Below are 25,853 nucleotides of genomic sequence, written 5' to 3'. Positions count from 1 at the left end.
CGGTATGGTCCGGCGCACAGAACAACGGCGCACAGAGCAACAGCGCACAGAGCAACAGCACACAGAGCAACAGCGCACAGAGCAACAGCGCACAGAGCAACGGTCACGAAGCCGCAAAGGTGCGGCGCAACCAAGCCTCAGCCAGTTGCGGCCAGCTTTGCACGCATTCGACGACGTGGGCGTACCTGCTGGCACCGGCCGTCTCCTCGTCGCCCAGCGACAGGCCGTGACTACCTTCGGGGAAGAGGTGCGCCTCAACGCTCACGTCGGCGTCGCGGCAGGCCCCAATGAGCATGAGCGTGTTCTCCACCGGCACGCTGGTATCCGTCATAGTGTGCCAGACGAACACCGGCGGCGTCTTGGCGTCGATGTGCCGTTCGATGGACAGACGCTCCAGCAGCTCCTCATCGTCCGCCCGTTCGCCCAGCAGACAACGGAAGCTGCCGCGATGAGCCAACGGACCGGAAGTGACCACCGGATAGGCCAGCATCAGCGCATCCGGCCGCACCTCATCCGGGTTCAGACCGTGCGCATGGAGATCCTCATCGCCGGCCGTGGTGGCGAGATTCGCCGCCAGATGACCGCCGGCCGAAAAGCCCAGCACCGCCACACGCTGCGGGTCCACATGCCATTCGTCGGCATGGGCGCGGATGAGCCGCATCGCCTCACCCGCCTCGACCAGCGCCACCGGATACCGACTGGGCCGGACCGAATACCGCAGTACGAACACGTTGAATCCCCGGCCAAGGAACCGCAGGGCCACCGGCTCGGACTCACGGTCGGAGGTCATCGCGTACCCGCCGCCGGGCAGAATCAGAATGGACGTGCGGCGCCGCGCCGGGTCCATTTCCGGACTGTTGTCCGCCACATATCCGATGAACCGCGCCTCGCTGCCGTCAATGCCGGCGATCGTCCGCTCGATGTACTGCATGACTCCCTCCTCACCCTCGATCAGGAACGTATTCCCCTTCTCGCCATCATCGTAACCGTTCCGCGAGTCGACTGACGGCGGAACCCCCAGCCGACCACGTCCATATGTCTACGCCGCGACCCGCAATGCATGGTCGGACAGCGTATGAATCGCGTTATTGATCGCTGCCCTACGTGCAAGCAACCACTGTGCATCATGCGGGTAATCCGCGAATGTCAGAGGACGATCCAATCCATCCCGCAGCAGCGTCAGCACGCGGTCTCGCCCCGCCAACGATTCCAACAGTCGGCATGCGCGCAGGTCGTTCATCGCCTCCTCAAGCACCATGATGCGAACGGATTCCTCAGGCACACCCTTCGGGCCCGGATACAGCAGGAAGGCGTCGCCCGCAGCGAACCCCTCCGGTGTGCCCGCCTCGGTGTACGGGTTGATTGGCCTCATGGAATATTGAGAATTGTAGAAGTTAAGTCCCCAATGCAGGAACCCGGCCAAATCGTAGACATACAGCAGGAAACCGAGTATGCGGTTGCGATAGGACGGCATCGCCATAAACCGGTTGGGCACATCCGTGGTCTGCGAGCAGCAGTAGTAGGTCCACAGGCCCTTCACACCAGCTCGTACAAACGGCTCGATGGCATCGTCCGCCGGAATGGGATGCTCGCAGGCGCCACTTTTGTAGAATTCGACGTGACTCACCGCATCCATGATCCGGTAATCCTTGAGATATGGCACGACCACTGCCTTCGCCGCCAGATACGAGTCGAGATTGTCGGAGACCGGCTCATCGGAGACATGGAACACCGTATCCCCGGCAATGCCCAAGCGGCGCAGCTCGCGATCCAGTTCCGGCAGGAACGCGGCAAGGAAGTCAGGATATCCATCGGCCGGGTCGGTGGCGGAGGCCGACCAACCGAACAACTTACGTTCGACGCCATCCACCCGAGCAATGACCTTCGGACAATGCGCCGCACCCCACTGCGTAAACAGATGACTCATCTCGAATTGTCTGACGCCCGCTGCCCGGCACATTGCCACCCACCGCTCAAGCCGGGCAAAATCAAAGCTCCATACGCCCCGCTCACGAGTGACGCCAATGAGCTGCGTGGTCAACCGTTCGCCGCCGACCACCGTATCCAGCGGCGGAGTGAACAACGGGGTGTACATCATGGTGACTCCGCGCTTGACTGCCGCCCGCACGAACCGCTCCACAATGGTCCAGTGCTCATCGCTCCAGACCGGTACGCCATACCATTGCGCCAGACAATCGGCATGCAGCCATTCGGTATGCTGCAACGTCAGCTCGGGCAGTTGCGCGGGGATGCGGTGAATCTCGACGGATGCACGCGCCACTTCAGCACCGTCGCGACGGGTGAAGACGAATTCCAGCGTGCTCGTCCGCTCTTCCATCTCCTCATCAGTTTCCTCAATCGCAGGCAGTTCCACATCCACCCACAGCGAACGCCACTGTCCTGGCATAAAAGCCACCCACCCATCGGTGTCCTGCAGTAAATCTGGGTATGAACCGGAACGGTCGGATATGTAAGCGCCATCGACGGTACCGGGATAGGCCACGAAATCCGCATGCACCAGCCGCACCGCACGCACACGGGCGTGCGCTGAGAGCAGGCCGGAAACCGTCACGCGGGTGACGAATTGGTTGACGCAGGTATCGTTCACAGTACTTTCTGCGAGCGCCGGCCGCTCGTCATCGCCGCAGACACGGCCACTCGAATGTCCGTCCATGCCCTTGGCGACCTTGGCGGCACCCGCATCCACCGTATCCTCGACCCGATAGGCGAGCTGGAAGGAGACCGTCTCCCCTGCAAGGCCGGTCACCATATCGATTCGCACGGACGCCGGGTCGCCGTCCGGGAACACCTTCTCCAGCGAATGAATGGGTATAACGTTGTATACAACCATGAGGTATGTTCCTTTCTTTCAGATGGCAATCGGCCTTGTTGTTTTGTCAAGTCCGTCGAAGCGGAAAGGTGCAAGTGCCGTTAGCAAACATAAAGATGCGTGGCGATGTGAATGAGGAATAGGAGATTAATTCACACCGCCACGCAAGTCTGTATCTCGTCTCGGGCATTCTTAACCGCAAGGGCTTGGGAAGGTTCGATGCCCACGGCCCGAGAAAAAGGATGGCGACGCGGCGAAGGCAAGGGTATCGGTGAATCCGCGCCGCCAAGTGTCACATCTTGACCGCGCCGGAGGCGAGGCCCGACTTCCAGTACCGCTGGGTGAGCATGAAGATGGCCACCAACGGAATCAGGGAGACGAACGCGCCGACCAGCGACAGCGTGCCCAACTGGGCCACGGATTTGGCCTGGTTGCTCCAATCGACCAAGCCAACGGTCACCGGGAACATCTTCGGATCGTTGAGAATCATCAACGGCAGCATGTAGTTGTTCCAGCTGGCGGTGAACGCGAACAGGAACACCGTGGTGAGTCCGACGCGCATCATCGGCACAGCGATCCGGAAGAAGATGCCAATCTCGCCGCAGCCGTCCACGCGGGCGGCCTCGATGATCTCCATCGGGACCGAGGACTGAGCGGTAATCCAGGACAGCATCACGCCGAACGGGTACACCAGAGCGGGCAACAGCACGGCCAGCACATTATTGCTTAGTCCCATCTTCACCAGCAGCAGGTACTGCGGCTGGGTGAGAGCGGCCATCGGCACGAGGAAGCTTAACGTAACGGCCCCGAGCACGATGCCCCGCCCGCGGAATCGATATACCGCAAGACCGTAGCCGCACATGGCACTCACCAGCACGGTAAGCAACGAGCCGACCACCGAATACAGCACCGAGTTGCCAATCCATCGCAAGAAGATGCCATCGTTATAGGTGAACACCTCCTTGAGATTCTCAAACAGGCGGAACCTCGCGAAGGAGAAGCTGGGCGTGGTATACAGGTCGCCGGCGTTTTTCGTCGACGCGATGAACAGCCAAATCACCGGCACCACGAAATAGACGAAGGCAGCGGCGAACAGCAGCAACGTCAGCATGCGCGCCCACCAAGGCGACAACGCGATACGTTGCCCCTGACGCGGAACCCCGTGCACGGCATTTCGTCCGAACTTGGCGGAACTCACTGTCGCACTCATGATTCAGTCCTTCTTCCTGCGCTGGGCAAGAGCCACCAGCGCCGACAACACGAACGCAACCACCGCCACGATGATGGACATGGCAGATCCCATATTCTGATTCTTCATCGTCATTGTGGTGTTGAGAACACTCATCATCGGTGTGAAGTCACTACTGACATTGGCCGTGATGCTTCGTAGCACCGTCGGTTCGTTGAACAGCTGGATTGTGCCGACGATGGACATGAACAGCGTCACCAGCAGCGACGGCAGCACCATGGGGATTTTGATGGACCAGGCGATGCGGAACTCGCTGGCGCCATCGATGCGGGCGGCTTCATACAAATCATGCGGGATGGATTGCAGGGACGAGAAGATGATCACCATGTTCACGCCGACGTACACCCATGTGGTGATGTTGGCCGCGGACCAGAGCACCGTGCCGGGGGCCAGAAAATCAGCGTTGACGCCGATGGCCTTCAGCCCTTTGACGATGGGGCTCACGCCCGGCTGGTACAAAAAGCCCCAGAGCAGGGCGGCCACCACGCTGGGCACCGCGTAAGGCAGGAACACCATGACCTGCGCGGTCTTCTTGAATCTGACCAGCGAAGAATCGATCAGCAGCGCAAACAGCAGGGACAGACCGAGCATAACCGGCACCTGCACCACACCGAACAGCAGCATGCGGCCGAAGCCGGACATGAATGCCTGATTATGCAATGCCTCGATGTAGTTGTTCAGTCCCACGAACCGGGCTTCACGACCACCTCCGCCGAAGCCGAGTCCGGAACGTTTGACAGCGAACAACGAATCCCAAATGGCCATACCGAGCGGCACCAAAATGAACACCACAAAGGCTACGACGAATGGACCCACGAAGAAGTACGGGACGGCGCTAGGCCCGCGCTTGCCGGCACGGGCGATGCGCTTGGAATGACCGGCCGTGGCGCTGGGGACGGCACCACGGGATACGGTCTTCGCAGAGGCCGTGCGGCCGGCGGCGGTTTGTTCACCGTCGGCCGCACTACGAACGGACATCGCGGACGTCATGGCGATCACTTCACGTTCAGGCCCTTGTCGGCCGCGGCCTTCTTCAGCTTCGCAGCGGCGTTGGTCAGGGCTTCCTTGAAGGTCTCATCGCCATTGACAACCTTGGCGAACTCCTCCTGCAGGGCCGTTTGACCAGCGGTGATGGCCGGACCATTGATGCCACCGTCGGAGTTCAGGTTATTCGCGGACTTGATGAATTCGTCATAGATGGGCTGGCCGGAGAAGTAGTCGCTCGGGGCCGACATGGCTTCGCTCTCGAATCCGGCCTTGGCGGCGGGGAACAGGCCTCCCTTGCCGATCAGCACTTCGAGTGAATCGGGGTCGGAATTGAGCCACACGATGAACTTGGCGGCCTGCTCCGGGTACTTGCAGTTCTTGGTCACCACGTTGATGCCACCACCATCGTCGCTCCAGGGACCGTTGCCGTCATCGGAGATGGCTTGGGAGATGGCCCACTTGCCGGACAGGTCGGGCGCATTCTCTTTGAGAATCGTGGTGAACCAAGCGAGGTAATTGAAGGATGCGATTTCTCCGTTGTTGACCGCGGTCCAGAACTCCGGCGTGAAGATCTCGACCGGTTTGACCAGTCCTTCATCAAGCAGGGTCTGGTAGCGTTCGGCGACCTTCTGGTTCGCCTCGCTGTCCAGCGTCACCTTCCAAGAGTCACCATCGGTCTTGAACCATGAACCTCCGTACTGCAGGAAGTCGGTCTCAAACGGAGCGGTGTCGTTGGGAGTGAACGCCGCGATATATACGTTCGGATCCGCTGCGTGCAGCTTGCGGGCCGCATCCAGGTACTCATCCCACGTCTTCGGTACCTCGACGCCGTACTTCTCGAAGATATCCTTACGGTACATGAACGCGGTGGGAGCGGAGTCCTGCGGGACACCGTAAATGCCGTCTCCGAGCACCGCCGTGGACCATGCACCGTCGGTGAACAGGTCCTTGTCGTCGGAAACATACTGGCTGATGTCCTGAATCTGGCCATCGATCACATAATCGACCATGTCGAAGGCCGGCATCTGCAGGATGTCCCCGGACGTGCCGGCATCGATTTGCGTGGAGTAGTTCTTGCGGGCGTCGCTAGCGATGCGCTTGAACTCGACCTGGATGTCCGGGTTCTCCTTGTTCCACAGATCCACGGCCTCCTCGATGCCAGGCACCCAGCCGGTGAAGGTTAGTTTTACCTTGCCATCTGCGGGAGCCGCGGCATCACCGGAACCAGAACCGGAGGTCGAACCGCATGCAGTGACCACGAGCATGGATGCCGCCACCGCTAGGGCGGCCGCCGACTTCATCGATTTGTTGATGTTCATGGGAAGGTCCTTTCTCTTCCTGTTCACGATTCCCTCTCGATGTTGAGAGGAATCATTATGGCGACGTCATCATCGCAATATGAACAACGATTGTCATTGTACGAGCATTTTTTGATGACGTCAACATTCTGGCGTGTTGACGTCATCATTTTTTGTTACGCAATCGCCCTGCACTCGGTCCGAGCATGCATTCAGCGGTATTTCGCCGTCGAGCCGTGCATGACCAGCTCGGGCACCACCTCCAGCCTGCTGCCGCGCTTGTCGGCATCCTTCATCATCGACAGCAGCAGACGCACGGCCCCGGAGCCGGCAGCCACGAAATCCCTGCGCACGGACGTCAGCACGTTGTCGGGCACGAAGTACCCCAGCACGTCATCCACACCGACGATGGACACGTCACGCGAAATCTCAAGCCCACGCTCGCGGCACGCCTTCATGGCACCGCTGGCGATGGCGTCGTCCGACGCGAACACCGCAGTGCAGTCCGGATACATATCCAGCAGCCGCACCGCGGCTCGATACCCCTCGTCCGGCGTCCAATCCTCCGATTCCACATACTGCGGCACCGGCGCGCCATGCCTCTCGAGCGCGGCGCGCCACGCCTCCACGCGGCGTGCAGACGCAGGGAACGAGAGCGGGCCCGCAATATGGCAGACCGTGCGATGCCCCAGCGAAAGCAGGTGATCCACCACCAGTTCGCTGATGCGCCCCTCAAGCATGTCCACGTACGACCACCAGGCCGGGAATCGCGTCAATGCGCCCATCACCACCGTGGGAATATGCGACAGTTCCTCGGCGGACTCATCCGATATGTCATCGTCCGAGAAAACGATCATGCCGTCCAGGTTGAGACTCAAAATGTACCGCGCGTTCCCGGACAGCGTTTCGGATGCGTCGTTGTCCACAGGAATCATCATGATGCCATAGCCCAGCTTGGAAACCTGCCTGGAGACGCCCTCCAGCACATCAGCTAAATCGTTGTTGCGGTAGAACTTGACGATCATGCCAATCATTTTCGAGCGCCCGACACGCAACGCGCGCGCCTGCAGATTCGGCGTATATCCAAGCTCCTTCATCGCAGCACGGACCTTGCGCCGAGTAGTCTCCTTGACCAAATCGCTGCCGTTGGCCACACGCGAGACCGTCTGCTGCGAAACCCCGGCCAACTTGGCCACATCGATGATGGACACGGTCTTCTTGACGGACCCCGACATGTCTCGCACTCCTTGATCGCCGCTTATTACGCTGTCTATCAGACCACTATCCACCGAGACTGCGACCCCTCGATTCCGCAGACCGGCACGCCGCACATGGCGTCGTCGCCACCGGTGGCGACGACTCACAAGAAAATCTGATGACGTCAACATCAAACTATAGCAAAGCGCGCAAACACGCGACGCCCTGTTGTTCTCGTCAAACTAGGACTATAGTTATGATGACGTCATCATTTTATGGGCAGCAATATCACCGCCGATCTTGCACCGCCACGGCAATCGGTCGGCCACGCCACAAAGGAGCATCATCATGGCACAGCCCACGGGGTATGCCACCGCATACGAGGAATTTCTGTTTCCGGATCAAGAGCCCGGAACGCTACCCACGCACATCGACATCACCACCGCCCTGAACGGAAGGCCCGGGGTGCAAGTCGTCGTCGCGGTCGATAAACCACATGATGTCGAAAATCGCGCCCATGCCGACAATCATCGTGAAACCGGAGACCCAGCTGGAGCGGAAACCCCTGATCGGCACGGCGATACAGTCCGTTTCCAACTCACCGGCGAGGGGTTCTCCGTCGAATGGTTCCACATGATTGCGGTGCCGGTCGAATACAACACCGGCGACGGACAGACCCAAGGCGGCGACATGGTGACACTGCCCGACGCCAGACCGGAATACGCCATCCGAAAGGCCCCGTTCAAGGTGTACGACTGCCTTCAACCGATTACGTCGGCGGACGGAAACGGCCGCGAATCCCGGCGGCCGCACGACAGCGACGATAGACGAGCCGGCCTATCCGATCAAGACTCCAAGGCCACGCCAATACTGTCATCCGTCCGAACAGACCAAAACGTGCATGCGACCCCAAACGCGACGGCACAGTCCATGCACACCGTCACAGTTCCCATCATCGACGACCGCGCCGCCCTCTACCTTACACTGCAGCCGAATCCCGGCATCACACCCGGGCGATATCGTCTGGAGCTGACCGTCGAAACGAGCGCGCAAAATAACGACCCGTGGTCCATCGCCTTGGACATCACCGTGGTAAACGTCATCATCCCACCCGAACAATTCCACGTTTCCAACTGGTTCTCATTGCCAGCAATCTCGCGGATGCATCACGCGGACATGGGCTCACCGCGATTCCTGGAAGTGCTCGACCAATACATTGAAGCCATGCGCCGCACCCGGCAGGACACGTTCTTCATCGAGATTGACCAGACATGCGTGACAAGTCGCGAACCGTACACCTTCGATTTCGAATATCTAACCCCGATCATCGAACGGTTCTTCGCGGCGGGCATGACCACTCTGGAAATCGGCCCGCTGCTGTCGCGCGGATTCAAACCGGATGGCATGCCGAATATGCTCACCGATGCCTTCACCTGTGCGATGGCGCCTGACGTGCCGTTCGAATCGACACAGGGATATGACATCACCACCGCCTACCTGACCGCACTTGCGGCGTTCCTGCAACGACACGGCTGGCAGCGTCATGTTCTGGTGCACATCCACGACGAGCCCGACGTGCACTGCCCCAGCGAGGACGCGCTTGCCGCACGACGCAGGCAGTACTACATGGCCGTGGCGATGCTGAAAAAACATCTTCCCAATGCGCGGGTGCTGGAAGCAATCAAAACGGACTCCTTCCGCGGTGGGCTCGACGTCTGGATTCCGACCACCAGCGGTTACGAAGCCGAACAACGCTCATTCGAGCGTATGCGCGACCTGGGAGATAAGGTGTGGAACTACGTGTGCTGTGAGCCGGAAGGCCACTGGCTCAACCGGTTCCTTGATCAGAAGGTCATCCATTCACGGCTGTTGTTCTGGGGATTCGAACGCAATCGTCTCTCCGGATTCCTGCACTGGGGATTCAACCAGTTCCCCGAGGGGATGAATCCGTTCCAGGCAACGAGCTGTCATAATCCGACCGGACTCGGCACGAACTTCCCGTGCGGCGACGCATTCATCGTGTACCCAGGCAATGACGGGCCATGGCTGAGCATGCGGCTGGAGGCCGAACGCCGTGGCACCGAAGATCTGGAACTGTTACGCCAGTTGCGGGAACGCAATCCGGAGCTGCACAATCGGCTTATCGCCCAAGTCTTCCGTTCCAACACCGACTACAGCGACGACGAAGCGACGTTCGACTGCATATACCGGCAACTGCTCGGAGCGTTGGCTGAATAGCACCGGTTGCAACACCCATCGGTTCTGGCCTACTGAACTTAGAAAAGGATTAAAAAGGATATGAAAGGATAAACAAAGCCAGCTCGGCAGCACCGGCACCGTGCGACGGCACAGCCGCGCCGCCACTTTCTGCATCACCGTCATGTTTTCTGCCTCATATCGCACTGCAATGAGGCAGAGAACATGAGGCAGAAAACCGTGCCCCACAGGAGCTGTAGGCGCCCTCGAGATGCGCCCCATTCCCAAGATATGAAAACTTAGAAAAAGATATACAAAGATAGAAAAGGTTTTATTTATGCATCCTCATACAGATATGTGGACTACACCATCCCGTATCTGCGTCAGTGGCTTCGAGAGCATGCCGCAACATTGCTGATGACTGCGACCGAAAGGTAGCGCTGCCACTCATGCCACGGTCAGGGTCTGGGCGAGGGTGTGGGAGGCGTCGGGGGCGAGGGTGACGGCCTTGTCGCGGCAGATGGCGGCCTCGACGGCCACGAAACCGCGCCATTCGCCGGCACCGGGACGGGTGTTGGCGAGCGCCTCGCCGCCCGTCCTGCCGGGATTCCACACCACGGTCTGAGGGGAGCCGGACTTGTCGATTCGGATGGTCCGGCCGAGTACAGCGTCGTGCAGTTCCAGCGGACGATCCGAGTAATAGACGCGATCGACGGCTGAATCGCCAAACGTCACGTCCTCGTCGGCCTGCGTTTTCGGCGGGAAACCGGCGATTGTGGCATCCAGATACGTGCTGCCTTCGAGTCCGCGCAGTCGAGCTCCGTCAAGGTCACCGACATGCAGGTACGAGTGCAGCGCGGCCTCGAAGGTGAGCGGCGCCTCTCCGGTGTTGGCGACGGTCAGGGCCATCGTGAGCGAGCGGGCTTGCAACGTCACGTCGTAGACGGCGCGGAATCGTGGATTCGGTTCGTCATCCAGCCATGGAACCTCACCGGCCGGCGCATCGGCAGGCTCCAGCACATACCGTATGCAGCTGCCGGCGGACTGGTCTCCAACAGACTGACCTCCGGCGGACGAGTCAGAATCGAGGCGCCACCACGAGCGCCGGGCGAACCCGTGGATCGAGCTTTTCGCGGTCTGACGGCCATGCGCATATCCGGGGCCGAACCACGGGAAGCAGATGGGTACGCCTCCGCCAAGGGGACGACCATTCTCGAAGCGCCAAGTGGACGGCGTCCATATGACGTCCGGCTGGCCGGCAGGCGCCCACCGCAGGAGATGGGTGCCGTAATCGCTGATGGCCGCAGTGCCGCCGGCGTTGGACAGGGTGCGGATGACGAAATCATGCATGTTGACCTCGGAAAGCAAACGTGGACTTGGCGGATGGATTACCGGTGCCTAAACAGGTACCTGAACCGTTACCTGAGTTGTCGTCCGGCGCACCAGACGTGTTGGACGGTCCAGTCGGTGGGGTCGAGGAGGTTGAGGTCGGCGGCGTATCCGGGGGCGATCAGGCCGAGCGGGGCGCCGGTGACGGGGTTGGGCCGGTCGAAGCCGAACGCGCGGGCCGGGGTCAGAGTGGCGGCCTCGACGGCGTCGGCGGGCGCGAACCCGAGTTCGTTGACCGCGCGTCGGACCGCGACCTCCAAGGTGAGCGTGGAGCCGGCGATCGCGCCGTTGGAAACCAGGCGCGCGTGCCCGTCGACCACGTTCACGTCGAGTTCGCCGAGCTTGTACGCGCCATCCGGGCATCCGGTCGCGGCCATCGCGTCCGTGACGAACGCGACGCGGTGGGGCGCCAGCCCGAAACCGAGCCGGACCATCGGATCCTGCACATGGAAGCCGTCGTTGATCAGCTCGATCGTGACGCGCGGGTCCTCGACCGCGGCCGGGATCGGCCCCGGTTCGCGGTGCCTGAGCCCGTTCATCGCGTTGAACATGTGGGTCATGATGCGCGCGCCCGCGTCGAAACCGGCCTTCGCGGCCGCGTAGTCCGCGTCGCAGTGGCCCACCGCCGGCGCCACGCCCGCGGCCGCGAACCGGACGATCGCGTCGAGCCCGTGCTCGTACTCGGGGGCGATGGTGATCTGCCGGATGCAGCCCAGACGGCCGGCCGCGGGGTCGGCGCCCGACGCGTCCAGCAGCGCGTCCACGAGCTCCGGGACCGGGTCCCTCAGGCAGGCCGGGTCGTGCGCGCCCTTGCGGGCCAAGGCCAGGAACGGGCCCTCCAGATGGCAGCCGAGGATGTCCGGCCGGCCCGTGGCCATCCGCTCGCGCACCACGCGGATGTTGCGGCACATCACGTCCACCGGGTTCGTGATCAGGGACAGCACCTGACGCGTGGTGCCGTGCACAGCGTGTCCGGCACGCGCCACGTCGATGCCCTCCGGCCCGTCGTCGAAGCTCCGCTCCCACGCGCCGTGCGCATGGATGTCCACGTAGCCGGGCGTCAGGATACGGCCGCCCGCGTCGATCACCGCACCATGCGCGGCCGGATCGATGCCCGCCGAACGGCACGCATGCTCGAACGCCTCCTCGCCCGAACCATCCGCGCCCGCCGCACCCGAGGCGACGATCACGCCACGCGCGTCCGACACGACCCACCAGCCCGAACGCACGCCACGCGCATCCACCTTGCGCGCCCCACGAATCGCGACCGGCTTGGCCGCGCCCTCCAACGCCGTCGTCACCCGGGCGACGACCGCCCGCCTATCCTCAACCGTCATACGCCATGCTCCTTCACATCCATGCCGCCCGATCGGGCCGCCCCACCAGTCCCGCAACCCACGATCCCGGCACACGAGACCATTATCACGCGCCACCGCAGCCACCGCGTGCCACCGCAGCCCGTTTTCGACCCCAAAACCGCTGCGGGGGCGCAACGTGTGCCCCCGGAACCGATACACGCCGGAAAACCGGCTACGGGGGCAACACGCCGGAATCCACAAAACCGCGGAATTCCGCCGAAACAGCGTCCGACCGCCGAATCACCCCGAAAACACGGTGTGCCCCCGCAGCCGTTTCACGGTCGAAAACCGGCTGCGGGGGCACACCGGCAGGCATCCCGACCGGTCAGATGCCCTGCCAGGCCGGCTTGTGCGCGTACGCGTACCGGTAGTAGTCCTTGTGACGCAGACGCGAGGCCGCCTCCTCGTCCACGATGATCGTCGCATGCGGATGCAGCTGCAACGCGGACGCCGGGCAGAACGCCGACACGCCGCCCTCCACCGTCTCCTCAATCGCCTCCGCCTTGCCCGAACCGAACGCCAGCAGCACCAGATGACGAGCCTTCAACACCGTGCCGATGCCCTGCGTGATGCAATGCGTCGGCACCTGGCTGATGTCATCATCGAAGAAACGAGCGTTGTCGATGCGCGTCTGCTCCGCCAAAGTCTTCACACGCGTGCCCGACGCCAACGACGAGCCCGGCTCGTTGAACCCGATATGCCCGTCCGTGCCGATGCCCAGAATCTGCACATCGATGCCGCCAGCCGCCTCGATCGCACGATCATAGGCCGGCCCCGCCAACGCGATCCGCTCGCCATCCTCCAACGGGGCGCCATCCAGGATATCTCCCGGCACATGCACCTTCTCCGGGTCCAAGCCCAACGGCTCGACCACCGTGCGATGAATCGTCGAATGATACGACTGCGGATGATCCAACGGCAGACCCAGATACTCGTCCAACGCGAAACCACGCACACGCGACACGTCGATCGACTCGTCACGCACGATTCGCGCAAGCGCCCGGTAGGCGGCCAACGGGCTCGAACCCGTGGCCAAACCCAACACCGCATCCGGCTTCGACTTGATCAGATCAGCCACCGCACGACCATAGATCTGGCCGGCCTCCTCCTGATCCTTCACGATGATCACTTCAGCCATAATCAATTCCTTTCCGTTGTGATGACTGCTGATGAATACGTGGATTGATGTATGTGATGGGATACGTTTGCGATTACCGGAGCACCATGCCGAGGTTCCTGAGGAACTGGGCGGTGGTGTGCTCGTCCTTGAAGACGGCGGTGTTGCCGAGGATACGTTCGCACACGCTGCCGAGTTCGTCCTCGACGGCGGCATGAATCGTCTCCGGGTCGCGCGAGCCGTCCAGTTTGGCCGCAATCTCATCCCATTGGCAGTGGAATTCCGCGCAATCCTCCGGTAGTGGTTCGCCGGCCGCGAGCGCCGCCTCGAGCCTGCCAAGCTGATCGACCAAACGGCCGGGGAGGATGAACAGGCCCTGCGCCTCGATGAGTCCGATCGGCTCCTGCTTGATAGGCCAGAACTCGGGATGCGCGTGGAAGATGCCCTCGGGGTATTCCTCACTCACCGCGTTGTTGCGGAAGATCAGGCTCATCTCGTAACCACGGCCGGTGACGATGGCGCTCGGCGAGAGGGCCGACTGGCGGTTGCCGTCCGCGTCGTGGCTGGCGATGCCCTGCTGCGGATCGTCGTAGTTCACCCATGCCTCGCGGATGCGGTCGGACACCTCCACGATGTGCTCGCGCGATGGCGAGACCACGCGCACGGCGGTGCCGGGCCAGTCGAGGATCTCGACCACGGTGTCCGGGAAGTCGGGCACGGCGAACGTGGCCCACGCGGCGGCCTTATGCATCGGCAGCAGCTCGCCGCCGCCCTGATAGTGGTCGTGGGCGAGCACCGAGCCACCGATGCGCGGCAAAGCGGCGTTGCAGCCGAGGAAGTAGCCGGGGAAACGGTCCACGAAGTCGAGCAGATGGACAAACGTGGCGCGGTCCACATGCATCGGCGTGTGCTGCGTGTTCACGCAGATGCCATGCTGGCGAAAGTAGCCGTATGGGGAGAACTGCCAGAACCACGGCTCGCCGCCAAGCGTGACCGGGATGGTTCGCAGCGTGCGCTTGTTGCGCCCGGCGAAGCCCTCGTTTTCGTGGCAGATCGTGCACTTCGGGTATCCACCGGCCACCGAGTTGCCGGCGGCGGCCTTCTTCATGTTCTTGAATTCAGGCTTGGCGAGGTTGATGGTGATGACCAGCCCGTGCGAGTCGAAACGCGGGTTCTTGTCGAGCACGGCCTTCTTGACGTAGTTGTTGGCCACGCAGTAGCGGTAGAACCAGTGCATGGCAGCCATGCCGCCGGATTCCCCGTCGGTCTTTCCGTCGGTCTCCCCGTTGAGTTCGATGACGGTGAACCGGTCCTCCACATAGGAGGGCCGTTGGGAGAGCAGGCCCATGATGATGTCCGCATACACCGGCCCCTCCTCCGCCTCGAACAGCCCAGCCGCGGCGGCTGCGGCGCGGAAGTCGGCCAGCAGGGCGTCAGGGTAGGCGAAGTCGGCGTTGGAATCGGGGTTGGTGCCGGAATCGGCACCAGAATCGGCGGCGGAATCGGACTGCGCGGCTTCACAGGCGGGCACTTCGGGCGAACCCGACTGGGCACCGTAGGAATCCAGCCCGAACAAGGCGAAGATGTTGTTGCGCGTCCAGTCGGCGTCGCGCGGGTCGAGGTCGAGGTTGCGCACGGCGAAGTCAACTAGCGCGTCAATCGAAGCGTACACGGCGGTGAGCGCGGAACGGTCGTCAGCGGGCACAGCCTCAGCGGAGGCGGCGGTTGTCTCGGTCATCAGCGCCCCTCCCCTGCTTCTCCGGCACCGGCACCGTCCAGCACTTCGTCCACGATGGCGCGGATCTCGCCGGCCTTGGCTTCCATCTCCTGCACCAGCTTGATCTGCGTACGGGCGCGCACCAGATTGTGCTCGGGGTACTTGGTGGCGAAGTACGTGTCGCCGGCCAGATAGTCGGCGAGGAAGCGCATGCCGCATTCCATGGTCATCAGGTTGCCGGCGAACGCGAACAGCTCAGCCTCGCGCGGCGTGACGCTCTCGTGCACGGCACCGATGAAACCCTTGGCGTACGCGCGGAAGTACTCGGTGCTGAAGTGCACCTTGTCGAGGTCCTTCTCGTCCTCGAGCGCGGTGGAGGCGCCGAAGCGGATGGAGTCGCCGAAGTCGTAGAGCATGGAGCCCGGCATGATGGTGTCGAGGTCGATGATCGCGCGGGCCTTGCCGGTTTCGGCATCCATGAGGATGTTGTTGAGCTTGGTGTCGTTGTGGGTCACGCGCAGCGGGATGGAACCGTCGGCGAGCCCGTCCGTCACCGCGGCGTACTGATTCTCGCGCTTCAGGAAGAAGTCGATCTCCGGCTGGCAGGTGGCGGCGCGGCCGAGCTTGTCCTCGGCGAGCGCGGCCTTGAAGTCGGCGAAACGATGTGGGGTGTCGTGGAAGTGGGCGATGGACTCGGTGAGCTGCGAGGCGTCGAACTCGGCGAGCGTCTGCTGGAACTCGCCGAACGCCGCGCCGGACTCGCGGAACACATCCGCATTCGGCACGAGGCTGTAGTAGACCGTGTGCTCGATGAAGCCGTATATCCGCCACGCGCCGGACGCGATGTCGGCGTAGGTGCGGCCGTCCTTGGTGGGAATGATGTCGAGCGTCTCCTGGCCGCGCTCGCGCAGGAACGCGGTGACCAGTTCGATGTTGCGCATGAGGTTCTTGGTGTCCGGGAAGATGCTCGTGTTCATCTTCTGCAGGATGTACCAGCGCTGGTTCGTGACCAGCAGATAAGTGACGTTGATATGACCGTCGCCGTACGGCTCGATGCTTTCGACCTCGCCTTCCAGCTGGAACAGGTCGGCGACTGCCGCGAGCTCGTTATCGATGGTTGCCATGGGTTCCTTCCTTTGTGTGCGCGTTGCGGTCCGCGCCGTCCGCGTATGTTGTGTGTGCCGTGTTCCGTTATGTTCTGTCGCATCGGCCGTCCGAATCGAACGGGCCGATCGGCGACCCAGCCAAGGACCACCGCCGACTTCTTCGCCTACGACAATCCTTGGATGTCATCCACTGCTATTCAAACACAGGCCCTACAAGACGCTTTGGTCTCACGGAAGTGTGAAATCCTTGGAATGACAAGGGTTTCGATGATTCATGTGATTGGATTACGCTGCCCAGTCAGCACAATTTCCATTATTATCAGGACAATTTTTTGATATGCTCGAGGGGAGCAATGGAGCGAAGGGGAGCGAAGCGAGCAAGGCAGCAAAAGAGGCAAGGGGCGGCACCAGAAAGGAGCAGCCATGACACCGGTCGAGCATCATGTGGATGCGGCGGTATCGCATTACTACGTGTATGTACCCAGCCACAACGCCCTGAGCATGTTCCTCTACCCCACGCGCATCGGCCTGTACCGCTATCTCAAGGGCTACTGGCTCAATCGTGGCTCGTTCGACAGCTTCATCCTCATGGCGGTCTACAGCGGCACATTCACCTTCACCGTCAACGGCCGACGATCCACGGCGAACACCGGCGACCTCGTGCTGCTCGACTGCCATGAACCGAACGTCTACCAGGCGCAGGCGGAGACGGACTGCACGCTGCTATGGATGCACTTCGACGGGCGGCTCGCCCACGACTACTTCAAGGCGATCCACGGCGAGCTGGGCACCGTCGTCACGCTGAAGCGCGCCACCTATGCCATCAGCCGGTTCCGCATGATCTACGACACCTTCGCCGAGGAGCGCAAGGTGAACGAGGCACGCATGTCGCTGGCCATCACCGAAATCCTCACCGAATGCCTGACCGCGCACGACGACGCCGAACAGCGAGCCGGAGCGCCGTACAACCAGCATGCCATCGAGGAGACGCTCTCGTACATCGCCACGCATCTGAACGAGCCGCTGCCGGTGGCCCAGCTCGCGGCGATGGCGCTGATGAGCGAGTACTACTACATCCGCGTGTTCCGCCAGGTGACCGGATACACCCCGCACACGTACATCGTCAACGCGCGCATGCACGCGGCGAAGTACATGCTCGTGACCGGCGATGCGACGCTGAAGGAGATCTGCGCCGCCTGCGGCTTCTCCTCCACCAGCGCCTTCTGCGCGTCGTTCAAGAAGCGCTTCGGTGTCACGCCCCTGACGTTCCGCGGCTCATCACGCGGTCCGGCGCGCAGGTCGTCTCGCACAACGCCAGTCCGCGCGTGACGCACGCAAGATCACTGCGCGCGAATCATCGCGTACTGCGACTCGTACAGGCGGTAATACGCACCCTTTGCCGCCAGCAGCTCCGCATGCGTGCCGTGCTCCACGATCTGGCCATGGTCGATGTAGAAGATCTGGTCCGCGTTCTCGATTGTAGACAGCCGGTGGGCGATGATGAAGCTCGTGCGCCCTTCAAGCAGATGCCGCAGGCCAGCCTGCAGCGCCTCCTCGGTACGGGTGTCGATGTTCGAGGTCGCCTCGTCCAAGATCAGGATGCGCGGACCGGCGAGCAACACTCGCGCGAACGCGATGAGCTGGCGCTGACCGGCCGACAGGGTGGAGCCGCGTTCCTCCACCACGGTGTCGTAGCCATCCGGCAACTCCATGATGAACTCGTGCGCATGCACCGCCTTCGCCGCAGCCTCGATCTCCTCGTCCGTCGCGTCGAGACGGCCATAGCGGATGTTCTCGCGCACGTTGCCGGAGAAGATGAACGTGTCCTGCAGCATCACGCCCATCTGCCGGCGCAGCGATTCGAGCGTCACGTCGCGCACGTCGTGGCCGTCGATCTTCACCGAGCCTTCCGACACATCGTAGAAGCGGGAGAGCAGGCTCACGATCGTGGTCTTGCCGGCGCCGGTCGGGCCGACAAGCGCGATGGTCCGGCCCGGCTCGACGTGGAAATCGACCAGATTGAGGATGTTGCGGCCGCCCTCCTCATAGCGGAACACCACATCGTTGAAATCGACGCGACCGACGATCTGCGGCAGGTCCTTCGCACCCGGCTTGTCTTCAATCTCCGGCTTGACGTCCAATGTCTCGAAAATGCGCTCGAGGTAGGCCGAACAGGTGATGAGCTGATTGTAGAAGTTCGCGATGTTGATGACCGGGTTCCAGAAATTGTTCGCATAACCGACGAACGCGATCAGCACACCTACGGTCACATCCACGCCGCCGAAGCGGGTGACGCCCACAAAGTAGATGAACGCGATAGTCATCATCGAGATCGTGGCCACGCCGGGCCACATGAGGAACTGGATGTGCACGGCCCTCATCCACGCGCGACGCACGTCCCCCTGCTGCTCTTGGAAGGTGTCGAACTGGGTCTTCTCCTGCGCGAAGGTCTGCGTGGTCTTCACGCCGGCGATGGACTCGTGGATGTAGGCGTTGAGGTTCGACTGCTTGTTCGAGAGCCTGCGGTAGGCGCGGCGCTGGAAGACCTTCAGCACGTACACCCAGATCATGAGCGCCGGGAACAGGATGAGGCTCCACAACGCGAGCCGCCAGTCAATCACGAACATGACGATCAGCGTGATGATGAACGTGAACACGTCGGAGATCACGTTGATCAGACCGGAGCTCAGCGTGTCGGACAGCGTGTTCACATAGTTGACCACGCGGATGAGGATTTTGCCGTGTGGACGGGAATCAAAGTAGCTGAACGGCAGCGTCTGGATGTGGGTGAAGATGTCCCGCCGCATGTCCTTGAGCATCATCTGTCCCACGCGGGTGATGGCCACCGTACGGTAGCGCAAGCACAGCTCGTAAATCACGATGAGCGCGAAGAACAGACCCGCGAGCATGCCAAGCAGCGCATAATCCTTGTTCGGAATCGCCTCGTCGATCATGATCTTGGTCAGGTACGGCACGACCACGATGATGCCGCTCATCAAGATGACGACTGCGAGGATACGCGCCACCTTGCCGAAATACGGCCGGAGATAGGTACCGATGCGCAGGATATCGTGGAGGTTGATCGACTCCTCGAGTTCTTCATCCTCGCGGAAAGTGTTGCGTTGTGCCATGATGTAATCCCTTTCGACCACCCCTGACGGGGAGTCGCACTTTTCCGAAAGCTTTCAGAAGCCCTGCGATGCGCCGGACTGCAGCCCGAGCTGCTTATGGTAAATGTCCCAGTAGCGTCCGTGCCGTGCGACGAGTTCCTCGTGCGTGCCACGCTCGACGATGCGTCCATGTTCCAGAACCAGAATCAGGTCGGAGTCCTTGACCGACGAAATACGGTGCGCGATGGTGATGATCGTCTTGCTGCCGTCCATCTCACGCAGATGCCGCTGAATCTCGGCCTCAGTCTCCATATCGACGGCCGACGTGGTGTCATCCATGATGAGGATGCTCGGATCGTCCGCAAGCGCACGGGCCAGCGAGAGACGCTGCTTCTGACCGCCCGACAGACCCACGCCGCGTTCGCCGACCACGGTGTCGTAGCCGTCGGGCATCGATCGGATGAAGCTGTCCGCGCCGGCGATCTGCGCCATACGCTGGATGTAGCGTTCGTCGCGCGCCGCGTCCTCGTCTGCGCCGAAACCGATGTTGCTGCCGATGGTGTCGGAGAACAGGAATGTGTCCTGCGCCACGATGCACACCTGCGAGCGCAGCGTGGTCAGCGGCCAGTCACGCGCGTCGATGCCATCGATGAGCACATGGCCGAGAGTGGGATCGTAAAAGCGCGAAATAAGGCTGACAAGCGTGGACTTTCCGGCACCGGTCTCGCCCAGGATGCCGAGTTTCGCGCCTGCGGGAATGGCGAAGTCGATGTCCTTGAGGATCGGCGTCTCCGGATCGTCCGGGAAGGCGAAACTGACGTGGTCGAAACGGACTTCGCCGCTGATGCGATCGGGGGTCGGCGGATGAGTACCGCCCACCTGCTCGGCGATGGTCACGGCCTGCTTGACGCTCTCACGCGCATCGGGCTTCTCGGTGATGCGGGACTGGGCGGTAAGCAGCTTGCGGATTTTGATGCAACTGGCGTTGAATCGCTGCCAGTCATTGATGAGCCAGCCGGATTGTCGCACCGGGCCGTCGATCATCCACAAAAAGGAGTTGAAGCTCACCAGATTGCCGAGGGTCATGTACCCTTCAATCACCAGGAAGCCGCCCAGCCCAAGCGTAATGAGCTGAAGGCTGAAGCCGAGGCCGTCGAGCCAAGGCATGTACCGTCGCGAATTGTAGGCCAAATCCATGTTGCGACGCATGTAGTCGTCGTTGCGCTCGTCGAACTTCTCGGTCTCATACGGCTCACGCACGAACGCCTTGACCACGCGGTTGCCTTCGATGTTCTCCTCGACCATCGAATTGAGGGAGGCGAGCGAGTTGCGGATGGCGTAGAACAACGGATGCGCGTGCGTGGAGAGTCCGCGCGTGAGCAGGAAGATGAACGGTGTCACGCAGGACAGCGCAAGCGCAAGCCGCCAGTCGATAACGAACATCACGCACAACGCGCCCACGAACATGACCACGCAGTCGACGATCTGGTAGCTCACCCAGCTTAGACAGTGGCGGATCGCGTCCGTGTCTGAGGTCAGTCTGCTCATGATGTCGCCGGTGCGCGTGTGGTTGAAGTAGGTGAAGTCGAGCTCATGCAGCTTCTCGTACTCGTCGGAGACCAAACGGTAGATGGAGTTCTGGCCGAACCGTTCCATCCACATCTGGTAGCCATATCGCGACCCCACACGAATGATGGTCAGCGCAATCATCAGCAGGCATAGGTGCACGAGCCGTTCGGTATGGCCTTGGGTGATGACCTGATCGACCAGCATGCCGGTGATGAGGGGGATGGTCAGCGCCATTGCATCGTTCACGCAGAACAGCACCACGGCGCCCGCCACGCGCGGCAGATCGGGTTTGCAGTAGGGCAAAATCCAGCGAAGATTGCCCGAATCCTTGTTCTTGTCCGGATTAACGTACATCGGGAGATTCACCACGTTCTTCGGATTGTGTTTGCTTGTGGTCTGGCGCAGCACTTGTCTTTCACCCATACTGCGCGCGGCAATCGTCGCCGCCACGATTCATGACACCCGCGTTCACCCCGCGCGACCGCTCTCCTTCGACCGTCGAGACGCATTGTCTCACAAACAGATATCAGTCTAGACTCTCCCGCAATGATGGCAACCGGCCACCACCGCGCGTGTCCGGCGTCCGGCGTCCGGGACGACCGGCGCAGACAATCGACCTCCGACCCGTCCGCCGTTGCTACTCGCGCTGATTACTCACCGATTGCGGCTGAACGCCATTCGACTACTGACTTGGCTGTCGGTTCCCGACGGTTCGGTGTCGGTTCCCGACGCATGACTGTCGGATTTCGTACTGTATATGTACGAAATCCGACACTGAAGCGTCAAGGTCCGACAGTCAACGGTTGAAATCCGACAGTCATACGGCGAGAACCGACAGTCTTGTGAATGTATGAATGATGAATGCGTGGGGCTACAGCACTACAGCCCCACAGCATCTACAACCCCGCAGTTTCCTTGGTGGAATCGGCCCGGATTGCGGGACAATCTGCAGCCGGCATCATATCTGCCTGTTGTCGCTCGTCACCGACATCCCTTTTACAGCTCCACGGTCTCCTTGGTGGGGTCGTCCTTGATGTGCGCGAACTTGGCGGCGAGCGCCTCCTTGTTGCGCTTTTCGTCCTCCTCCTTGGCCTTCTTCTTGGCTTCGGCGGGGTCCCACAGCACGTCCTCGCGGTGCTTGGCCCACTCGGCGCCGGCCAGCGGCGCGATGAGCTCGGCGGTGGCTTCCAACGTATCGGCGGCGGTTACGCGGGCCTTGACCAGTTCCAGCAGCTGGCCATCGGTCAGGCAGATGCGCGGGATGGCGCACTGTTCGCGCAGTTCGTTGACGTACAGCAGAATCGGCAGCGACTGGGCGGCCACGCGGCGGGCCGCAACGTCATCGAGCGCCCCAGAGGCATCGCCGACACCCGGCACATGTGCAGCCGCCACTGCCAGCAACGCATCGCATACGGCGAGCGCGGTGGCGAAGCGATGGGCCACGGCGGCGGGGTCGGCCGAACCGGCAAGATGGTCGCCGCTCTCATCGCCGGCAGCGCCCTCGTCAGCCGCATCAGCCTCGATATGCCGCTCGACCGCATCGATGGCCGCGCGGATCTCGGACCGCACGCCGTCATCCCATTCAACGCCCAACGCCTCAGCCGCGGCGAAGACCAGCGCCGCGTTGCCGGTTTCGGAGTAGTCGAGCATCGTGTCGTACGCGTCATTGGCGGCCAGCAGCGTGTCGACAATCGACTGCGGGCGGCCGGGAATCTCGTCCGCGCCCTCGTAGACGAATTCGGCGTCCGGCACGGTCACGTCCTCACCGGTCAGGATGCGGGCGAACGCACGGGTGATGCGCACCTGCAGGTTCTCGGCGTACTTCGCGTCGTTGTCCATCTGCATGGCTTCGGTCAATGGCCACAGGGCGATGAGCCGAGCTCCGGTCTCCGCAGCCTCGCGTACCGCCGGCAGCGCCGCCACGCGGTCGATCGCCTCTCGATTCAGTTCAACGGTCATATCATGCTCCTTTGCTCGAGCCTTTCGCCCCTCCGCGGGCCGGCCTGTTCTTCCAACGATTGTAGTGCGCCATACCAGTGGTTCGTTCACGCATTCCCGGCTCCTTCGGCAAGGAGCCGGTCCATGAAGCAGGTCCGAGGGCGCCGAATTCGCCAACGGTGTTGCGGCAGGTGCCACGGCAAGCGACCCCGGCAAGCCGCGAGATGCCGCATCGGACGCCTTATCCGCACCGATTCGCGGTCACGGCTCCCCGCCGGGGAACGCGAGGAAACCGCCGGCACCCGTCACTGCACGTCGGCTGCGGGGTCCGCATACGTGATGGATATCACACGGCCGGTCTCGTTGTCGTAGGTCACGGACGTGACGGACGCGAGCGCGGTGTGCCGCAGGAACATCCAGTGCTCCGGATGGCCGGTCTCCAGATAATGACGGTAGGACCAGATCGGCGACTCGTGGCTGACCACCACGATCTGCTGACCGGGGTGCTGCGCCACCTTCTCGCGCGCGAAGTCGTCCATGCGCGCCGCGATGTGCTCGTAGGACTCGCCCCAACTGGGCTTGTACAGGTTCAGGACGAGCTTCCAGTTGCCGTTCTTCCACAGCGCACCCTCGCCGTGGCCGATGCGCTTGCCCCGGAACTCGTTGCCGGCCTCGATCACCCGCTCGTCGGTAGTGAGCGCGAGCGGCTCCTCGCCGCGCTCCCCTCGCACCCGGTTGAGCGCGTCGAGGATCGCGCCGGCGGTCTCGCGCGTGCGATCCAGCGGCGACGAGTACACGGCCGCGATGGTGTTGGTCTGCGGGTTGCCCGCCAGATAGGCGGCCGTGGCCTGAGCCATGCGGCGTCCCACCTCAGACAGATGGAAGTCGGGCAGACGCTCGTAAAGCAGATGGTCCGGGTTGTACACCTTGCCGTGACGGACGAAGTGGATGGTGGTTGCGGTCATCGGTGGCTCTCCTTCGTGAATTTGCCAGGCAGAGTTGCGGCGCCATCGGCAATACCAATCAACAATGGCGCAGCCTCTATCCTATCGTCGCCGCTGCGCCACGGTGCTGTCCGCGCATCGCCGCCGTATCGCCCAAGGCAAAACCCAACCGATAATCCTTAATTACCGCGTGTCAATCCAAGCCAACACATAGAGTAGCGGTGACGCAAATATGCGACAGCGGCGAACAGCCACGCAAACTTTGCGCGACCATGGACAGACACATCATTCGATGAGGGCTTCGCCGGCCAACGCCAAGGGCGGCGAGGGACATCCAATCGGGAGCGGAAAGGAGCGTAGTGCTGTTATGTCCAATACGAACACCGTCACGGCCGCCATCAAGGAAGTCGGGCACAAGGTCTTTGGTGGGTACGCCGAGCTGCTGCGCATCCCGCACACCGCACGTTATTCGATCGGCGGCGTGATCGCCTGCATGCCGTTCCCGATGGTCGGCATGACCATCACAATCTCCGTGCAGTACTACTACGGCAACTATTCGCTGGCCGGCATGCTCACCGCCATTCAGGCGATTGCACTGGCCGTGGCCACGCCGCTGCTCGGCAAGCTCACGGACAAGTTCGGCCAGCGTCAGGTCTCCATCCCCACGATCATCGTGTGGATCGTGGCGGCCATCGCGCTGACCACCTCCATCACCAACCGCGCGCCGGAATGGGTGCTGTACTGCCTGACGCCGTTCCTGGCGGCCATCCCGCCGTGGGGCGCGATGAGCCGCGCCCGCTGGACCAAAATCCTCAAGGGCGACCGCGAACGGACCGACCGCGCGCTGTCGCTATGCGGCGTGCTTGACGAATGCATGTGGGTGGTGGGCAATCCGCTGGCCTCCACGCTGGCCGTGATCTCGGGCCTGCTGGCGTTTTCGTTCACCGGCGTATGCGTAGTGGTGGGCGCGCTCATGTTCCTCACGGAACTGACCACCGAGCCGCCCTCGCAGACGGCACTGGCACGCGCCGAAGGCATCACGCGCAAGGAGTATCGCGAGCGCGAGTCCGCCAAGGCCGAGGCGTTGAAGGTGGAGGCCGCCGCAGAGGAGGCCCGTCGCCGCATGGCGCGCGAGGGCGTGACCGACCAAGCGCACATCGCGGCCGCCGTCGAGGCCGCCGTGGCCGAGGCGCGCTCGGGCAAGAAGGCGTCGATCTGGGGGCCGGGCCTGATCGCGGTGTGCGTCACCTGGTTCGGTCTCGGCGCGTTCCAGTCGGCCGCCGGCATCTCGATCATCGCGTTCGCCACCGAGTCGAACATGAAGCAATACACGGGCTTCGTGTTCGCGTGCTTCTCGATCAGCTCGCTCATGGGCGCGCTGGTGTACGGCGCCAAGAACTGGGCCATCCCGTTGTGGAAGCGCTTCTACTTCTGCCTGGCGGTGGTGAATCTCGGCATCGGCACGTTCCTGTTCGCCAAGCATCTGTGGGTCATCATGATCATCTACCTGCTCATCGGCGTGTGCCAGGCTCCCACATGGATCAACGGCAACCAGCTCATGCTGCATCTGGTGCCGCCGTCCCGCCTGACCGAGGGCATGGCGTGGATGGGCGCAATGAACTCCATCGGAGCCTCCGCCGGCTCGGCGATCGCCGGGCAGTTCATCGACCGCATGGGCTCGCACGGCGGTTTCATGGTGGTCACAACGCTGGCGCTGACCTCGCTGGCGATCGCGCTCATCGGCTTCAAGCAGATCAAGAGCTCCACCGAGCAGCCGACACTGACCGAAGTGACGGTGTGACCAGGACGCGCGTTGCATCTTATTACACGAAGAGCCCGGCTTGCACC

General features: G+C 62.1%; 18 protein-coding genes. 3 read left to right on the top strand and 15 right to left on the bottom strand.

Features of this window, described 5'->3' with window-relative positions:
* Positions 1–103: 103 nt before the first annotated feature.
* From BG22_RS01420 to BG22_RS01395, 6 genes are all read right to left on the bottom strand, one after another.
* Positions 104–931, bottom strand: coding sequence for an alpha/beta hydrolase (locus tag BG22_RS01420; RefSeq protein ID WP_140492441.1), 828 nt, complete (start codon positions 929–931; stop codon positions 104–106).
* A gap of 108 nt (positions 932–1,039) precedes the next feature.
* Positions 1,040–2,809: a DUF4091 domain-containing protein gene (locus BG22_RS01415; RefSeq protein WP_181163327.1), complete on the bottom strand. Its 1,770-nt coding sequence runs from the start codon at positions 2,807–2,809 to the stop codon at positions 1,040–1,042.
* Positions 2,810–3,122: 313 nt separating this feature from the next.
* Positions 3,123–4,040: a carbohydrate ABC transporter permease gene (locus BG22_RS01410; RefSeq protein WP_140492437.1), complete on the bottom strand. Its 918-nt coding sequence runs from the start codon at positions 4,038–4,040 to the stop codon at positions 3,123–3,125.
* A gap of 3 nt (positions 4,041–4,043) precedes the next feature.
* On the bottom strand, positions 4,044–5,057 hold the full coding sequence (locus BG22_RS01405; RefSeq protein WP_094667898.1) for a carbohydrate ABC transporter permease: 1,014 nt from the start codon (positions 5,055–5,057) through the stop codon (positions 4,044–4,046).
* Between the two features lie 17 nt (positions 5,058–5,074).
* Positions 5,075–6,385, bottom strand: a complete 1,311-nt coding sequence (locus BG22_RS01400) for an ABC transporter substrate-binding protein (protein ID WP_140492435.1) — start codon at positions 6,383–6,385, stop codon at positions 5,075–5,077.
* 191 nt (positions 6,386–6,576) lie between these two features.
* Complete coding sequence (locus BG22_RS01395; protein ID WP_181163326.1) at positions 6,577–7,599, bottom strand: LacI family DNA-binding transcriptional regulator; 1,023 nt, start codon at positions 7,597–7,599, stop codon at positions 6,577–6,579.
* A gap of 310 nt (positions 7,600–7,909) precedes the next feature.
* On the opposite strand from BG22_RS01395, the gene BG22_RS01390 reads away from it, so the two are divergent.
* Entirely contained in the window at positions 7,910–9,799 is a 1,890-nt protein-coding gene (locus BG22_RS01390; protein WP_140492431.1) for a DUF4091 domain-containing protein, read from the top strand.
* A gap of 405 nt (positions 9,800–10,204) precedes the next feature.
* Here the strand turns inward: BG22_RS01390 and BG22_RS01385 are convergent, their stop codons facing one another.
* From BG22_RS01385 to BG22_RS01365, 5 genes are all read right to left on the bottom strand, one after another.
* Positions 10,205–11,107 carry a D-hexose-6-phosphate mutarotase gene (locus BG22_RS01385; protein WP_140492429.1) on the bottom strand — a complete coding sequence of 301 codons (903 nt, stop codon included), beginning with the start codon at positions 11,105–11,107 and terminating at the stop codon, positions 10,205–10,207.
* A gap of 68 nt (positions 11,108–11,175) precedes the next feature.
* Positions 11,176–12,483: an N-acetylglucosamine-6-phosphate deacetylase gene (gene nagA, locus BG22_RS01380; RefSeq protein WP_140492487.1), complete on the bottom strand. Its 1,308-nt coding sequence runs from the start codon at positions 12,481–12,483 to the stop codon at positions 11,176–11,178.
* Between the two features lie 346 nt (positions 12,484–12,829).
* On the bottom strand, positions 12,830–13,642 hold the full coding sequence (nagB, locus tag BG22_RS01375; protein WP_140492427.1) for a glucosamine-6-phosphate deaminase: 813 nt from the start codon (positions 13,640–13,642) through the stop codon (positions 12,830–12,832).
* Positions 13,643–13,715: 73 nt separating this feature from the next.
* Positions 13,716–15,359, bottom strand: coding sequence for a UDP-glucose--hexose-1-phosphate uridylyltransferase (locus tag BG22_RS01370; RefSeq protein WP_140492425.1), 1,644 nt, complete (start codon positions 15,357–15,359; stop codon positions 13,716–13,718).
* Positions 15,359–16,462, bottom strand: a complete 1,104-nt coding sequence (locus tag BG22_RS01365) for a phosphotransferase enzyme family protein (RefSeq protein WP_140492423.1) — start codon at positions 16,460–16,462, stop codon at positions 15,359–15,361. The genes BG22_RS01370 and BG22_RS01365 overlap by 1 nt, the downstream gene beginning before the upstream one ends.
* 405 nt (positions 16,463–16,867) lie before the next feature.
* Between BG22_RS01365 and BG22_RS01360 the strand changes: the two genes are divergently transcribed.
* A complete protein-coding gene (locus BG22_RS01360; RefSeq protein WP_140492421.1) occupies positions 16,868–17,773 on the top strand; it encodes an AraC family transcriptional regulator in 906 nt (301 codons plus the stop codon).
* Between the two features lie 11 nt (positions 17,774–17,784).
* Here BG22_RS01360 and BG22_RS01355 read toward each other — a convergent pair whose 3' ends face one another.
* The 4 genes from BG22_RS01355 to BG22_RS01340 form a co-directional block, all read right to left on the bottom strand.
* Positions 17,785–19,575, bottom strand: coding sequence for an ABC transporter ATP-binding protein (locus tag BG22_RS01355; protein ID WP_140492418.1), 1,791 nt, complete (start codon positions 19,573–19,575; stop codon positions 17,785–17,787).
* A gap of 54 nt (positions 19,576–19,629) precedes the next feature.
* Positions 19,630–21,477 carry an ABC transporter ATP-binding protein gene (locus BG22_RS01350; RefSeq protein WP_169834092.1) on the bottom strand — a complete coding sequence of 616 codons (1,848 nt, stop codon included), beginning with the start codon at positions 21,475–21,477 and terminating at the stop codon, positions 19,630–19,632.
* A gap of 642 nt (positions 21,478–22,119) precedes the next feature.
* Entirely contained in the window at positions 22,120–23,082 is a 963-nt protein-coding gene (locus BG22_RS01345; protein ID WP_094667890.1) for a hypothetical protein, read from the bottom strand.
* Positions 23,083–23,366: 284 nt separating this feature from the next.
* Positions 23,367–24,026: a histidine phosphatase family protein gene (locus BG22_RS01340; protein WP_094667891.1), complete on the bottom strand. Its 660-nt coding sequence runs from the start codon at positions 24,024–24,026 to the stop codon at positions 23,367–23,369.
* 346 nt (positions 24,027–24,372) lie between these two features.
* Between BG22_RS01340 and BG22_RS01335 the strand changes: the two genes are divergently transcribed.
* Positions 24,373–25,806, top strand: a complete 1,434-nt coding sequence (locus BG22_RS01335; protein WP_140492416.1) for an MFS transporter — start codon at positions 24,373–24,375, stop codon at positions 25,804–25,806.
* Positions 25,807–25,853: the final 47 nt, after the last annotated feature.

The organism is Bifidobacterium sp. UTBIF-78 (assembly GCF_006408945.1).
Classification (GTDB): domain Bacteria; phylum Actinomycetota; class Actinomycetes; order Actinomycetales; family Bifidobacteriaceae; genus Bifidobacterium; species Bifidobacterium myosotis.
The sequence above is the reverse complement of the archived record's forward strand: the minus strand, read 5'-3'. Positions and strand labels throughout refer to the sequence as shown.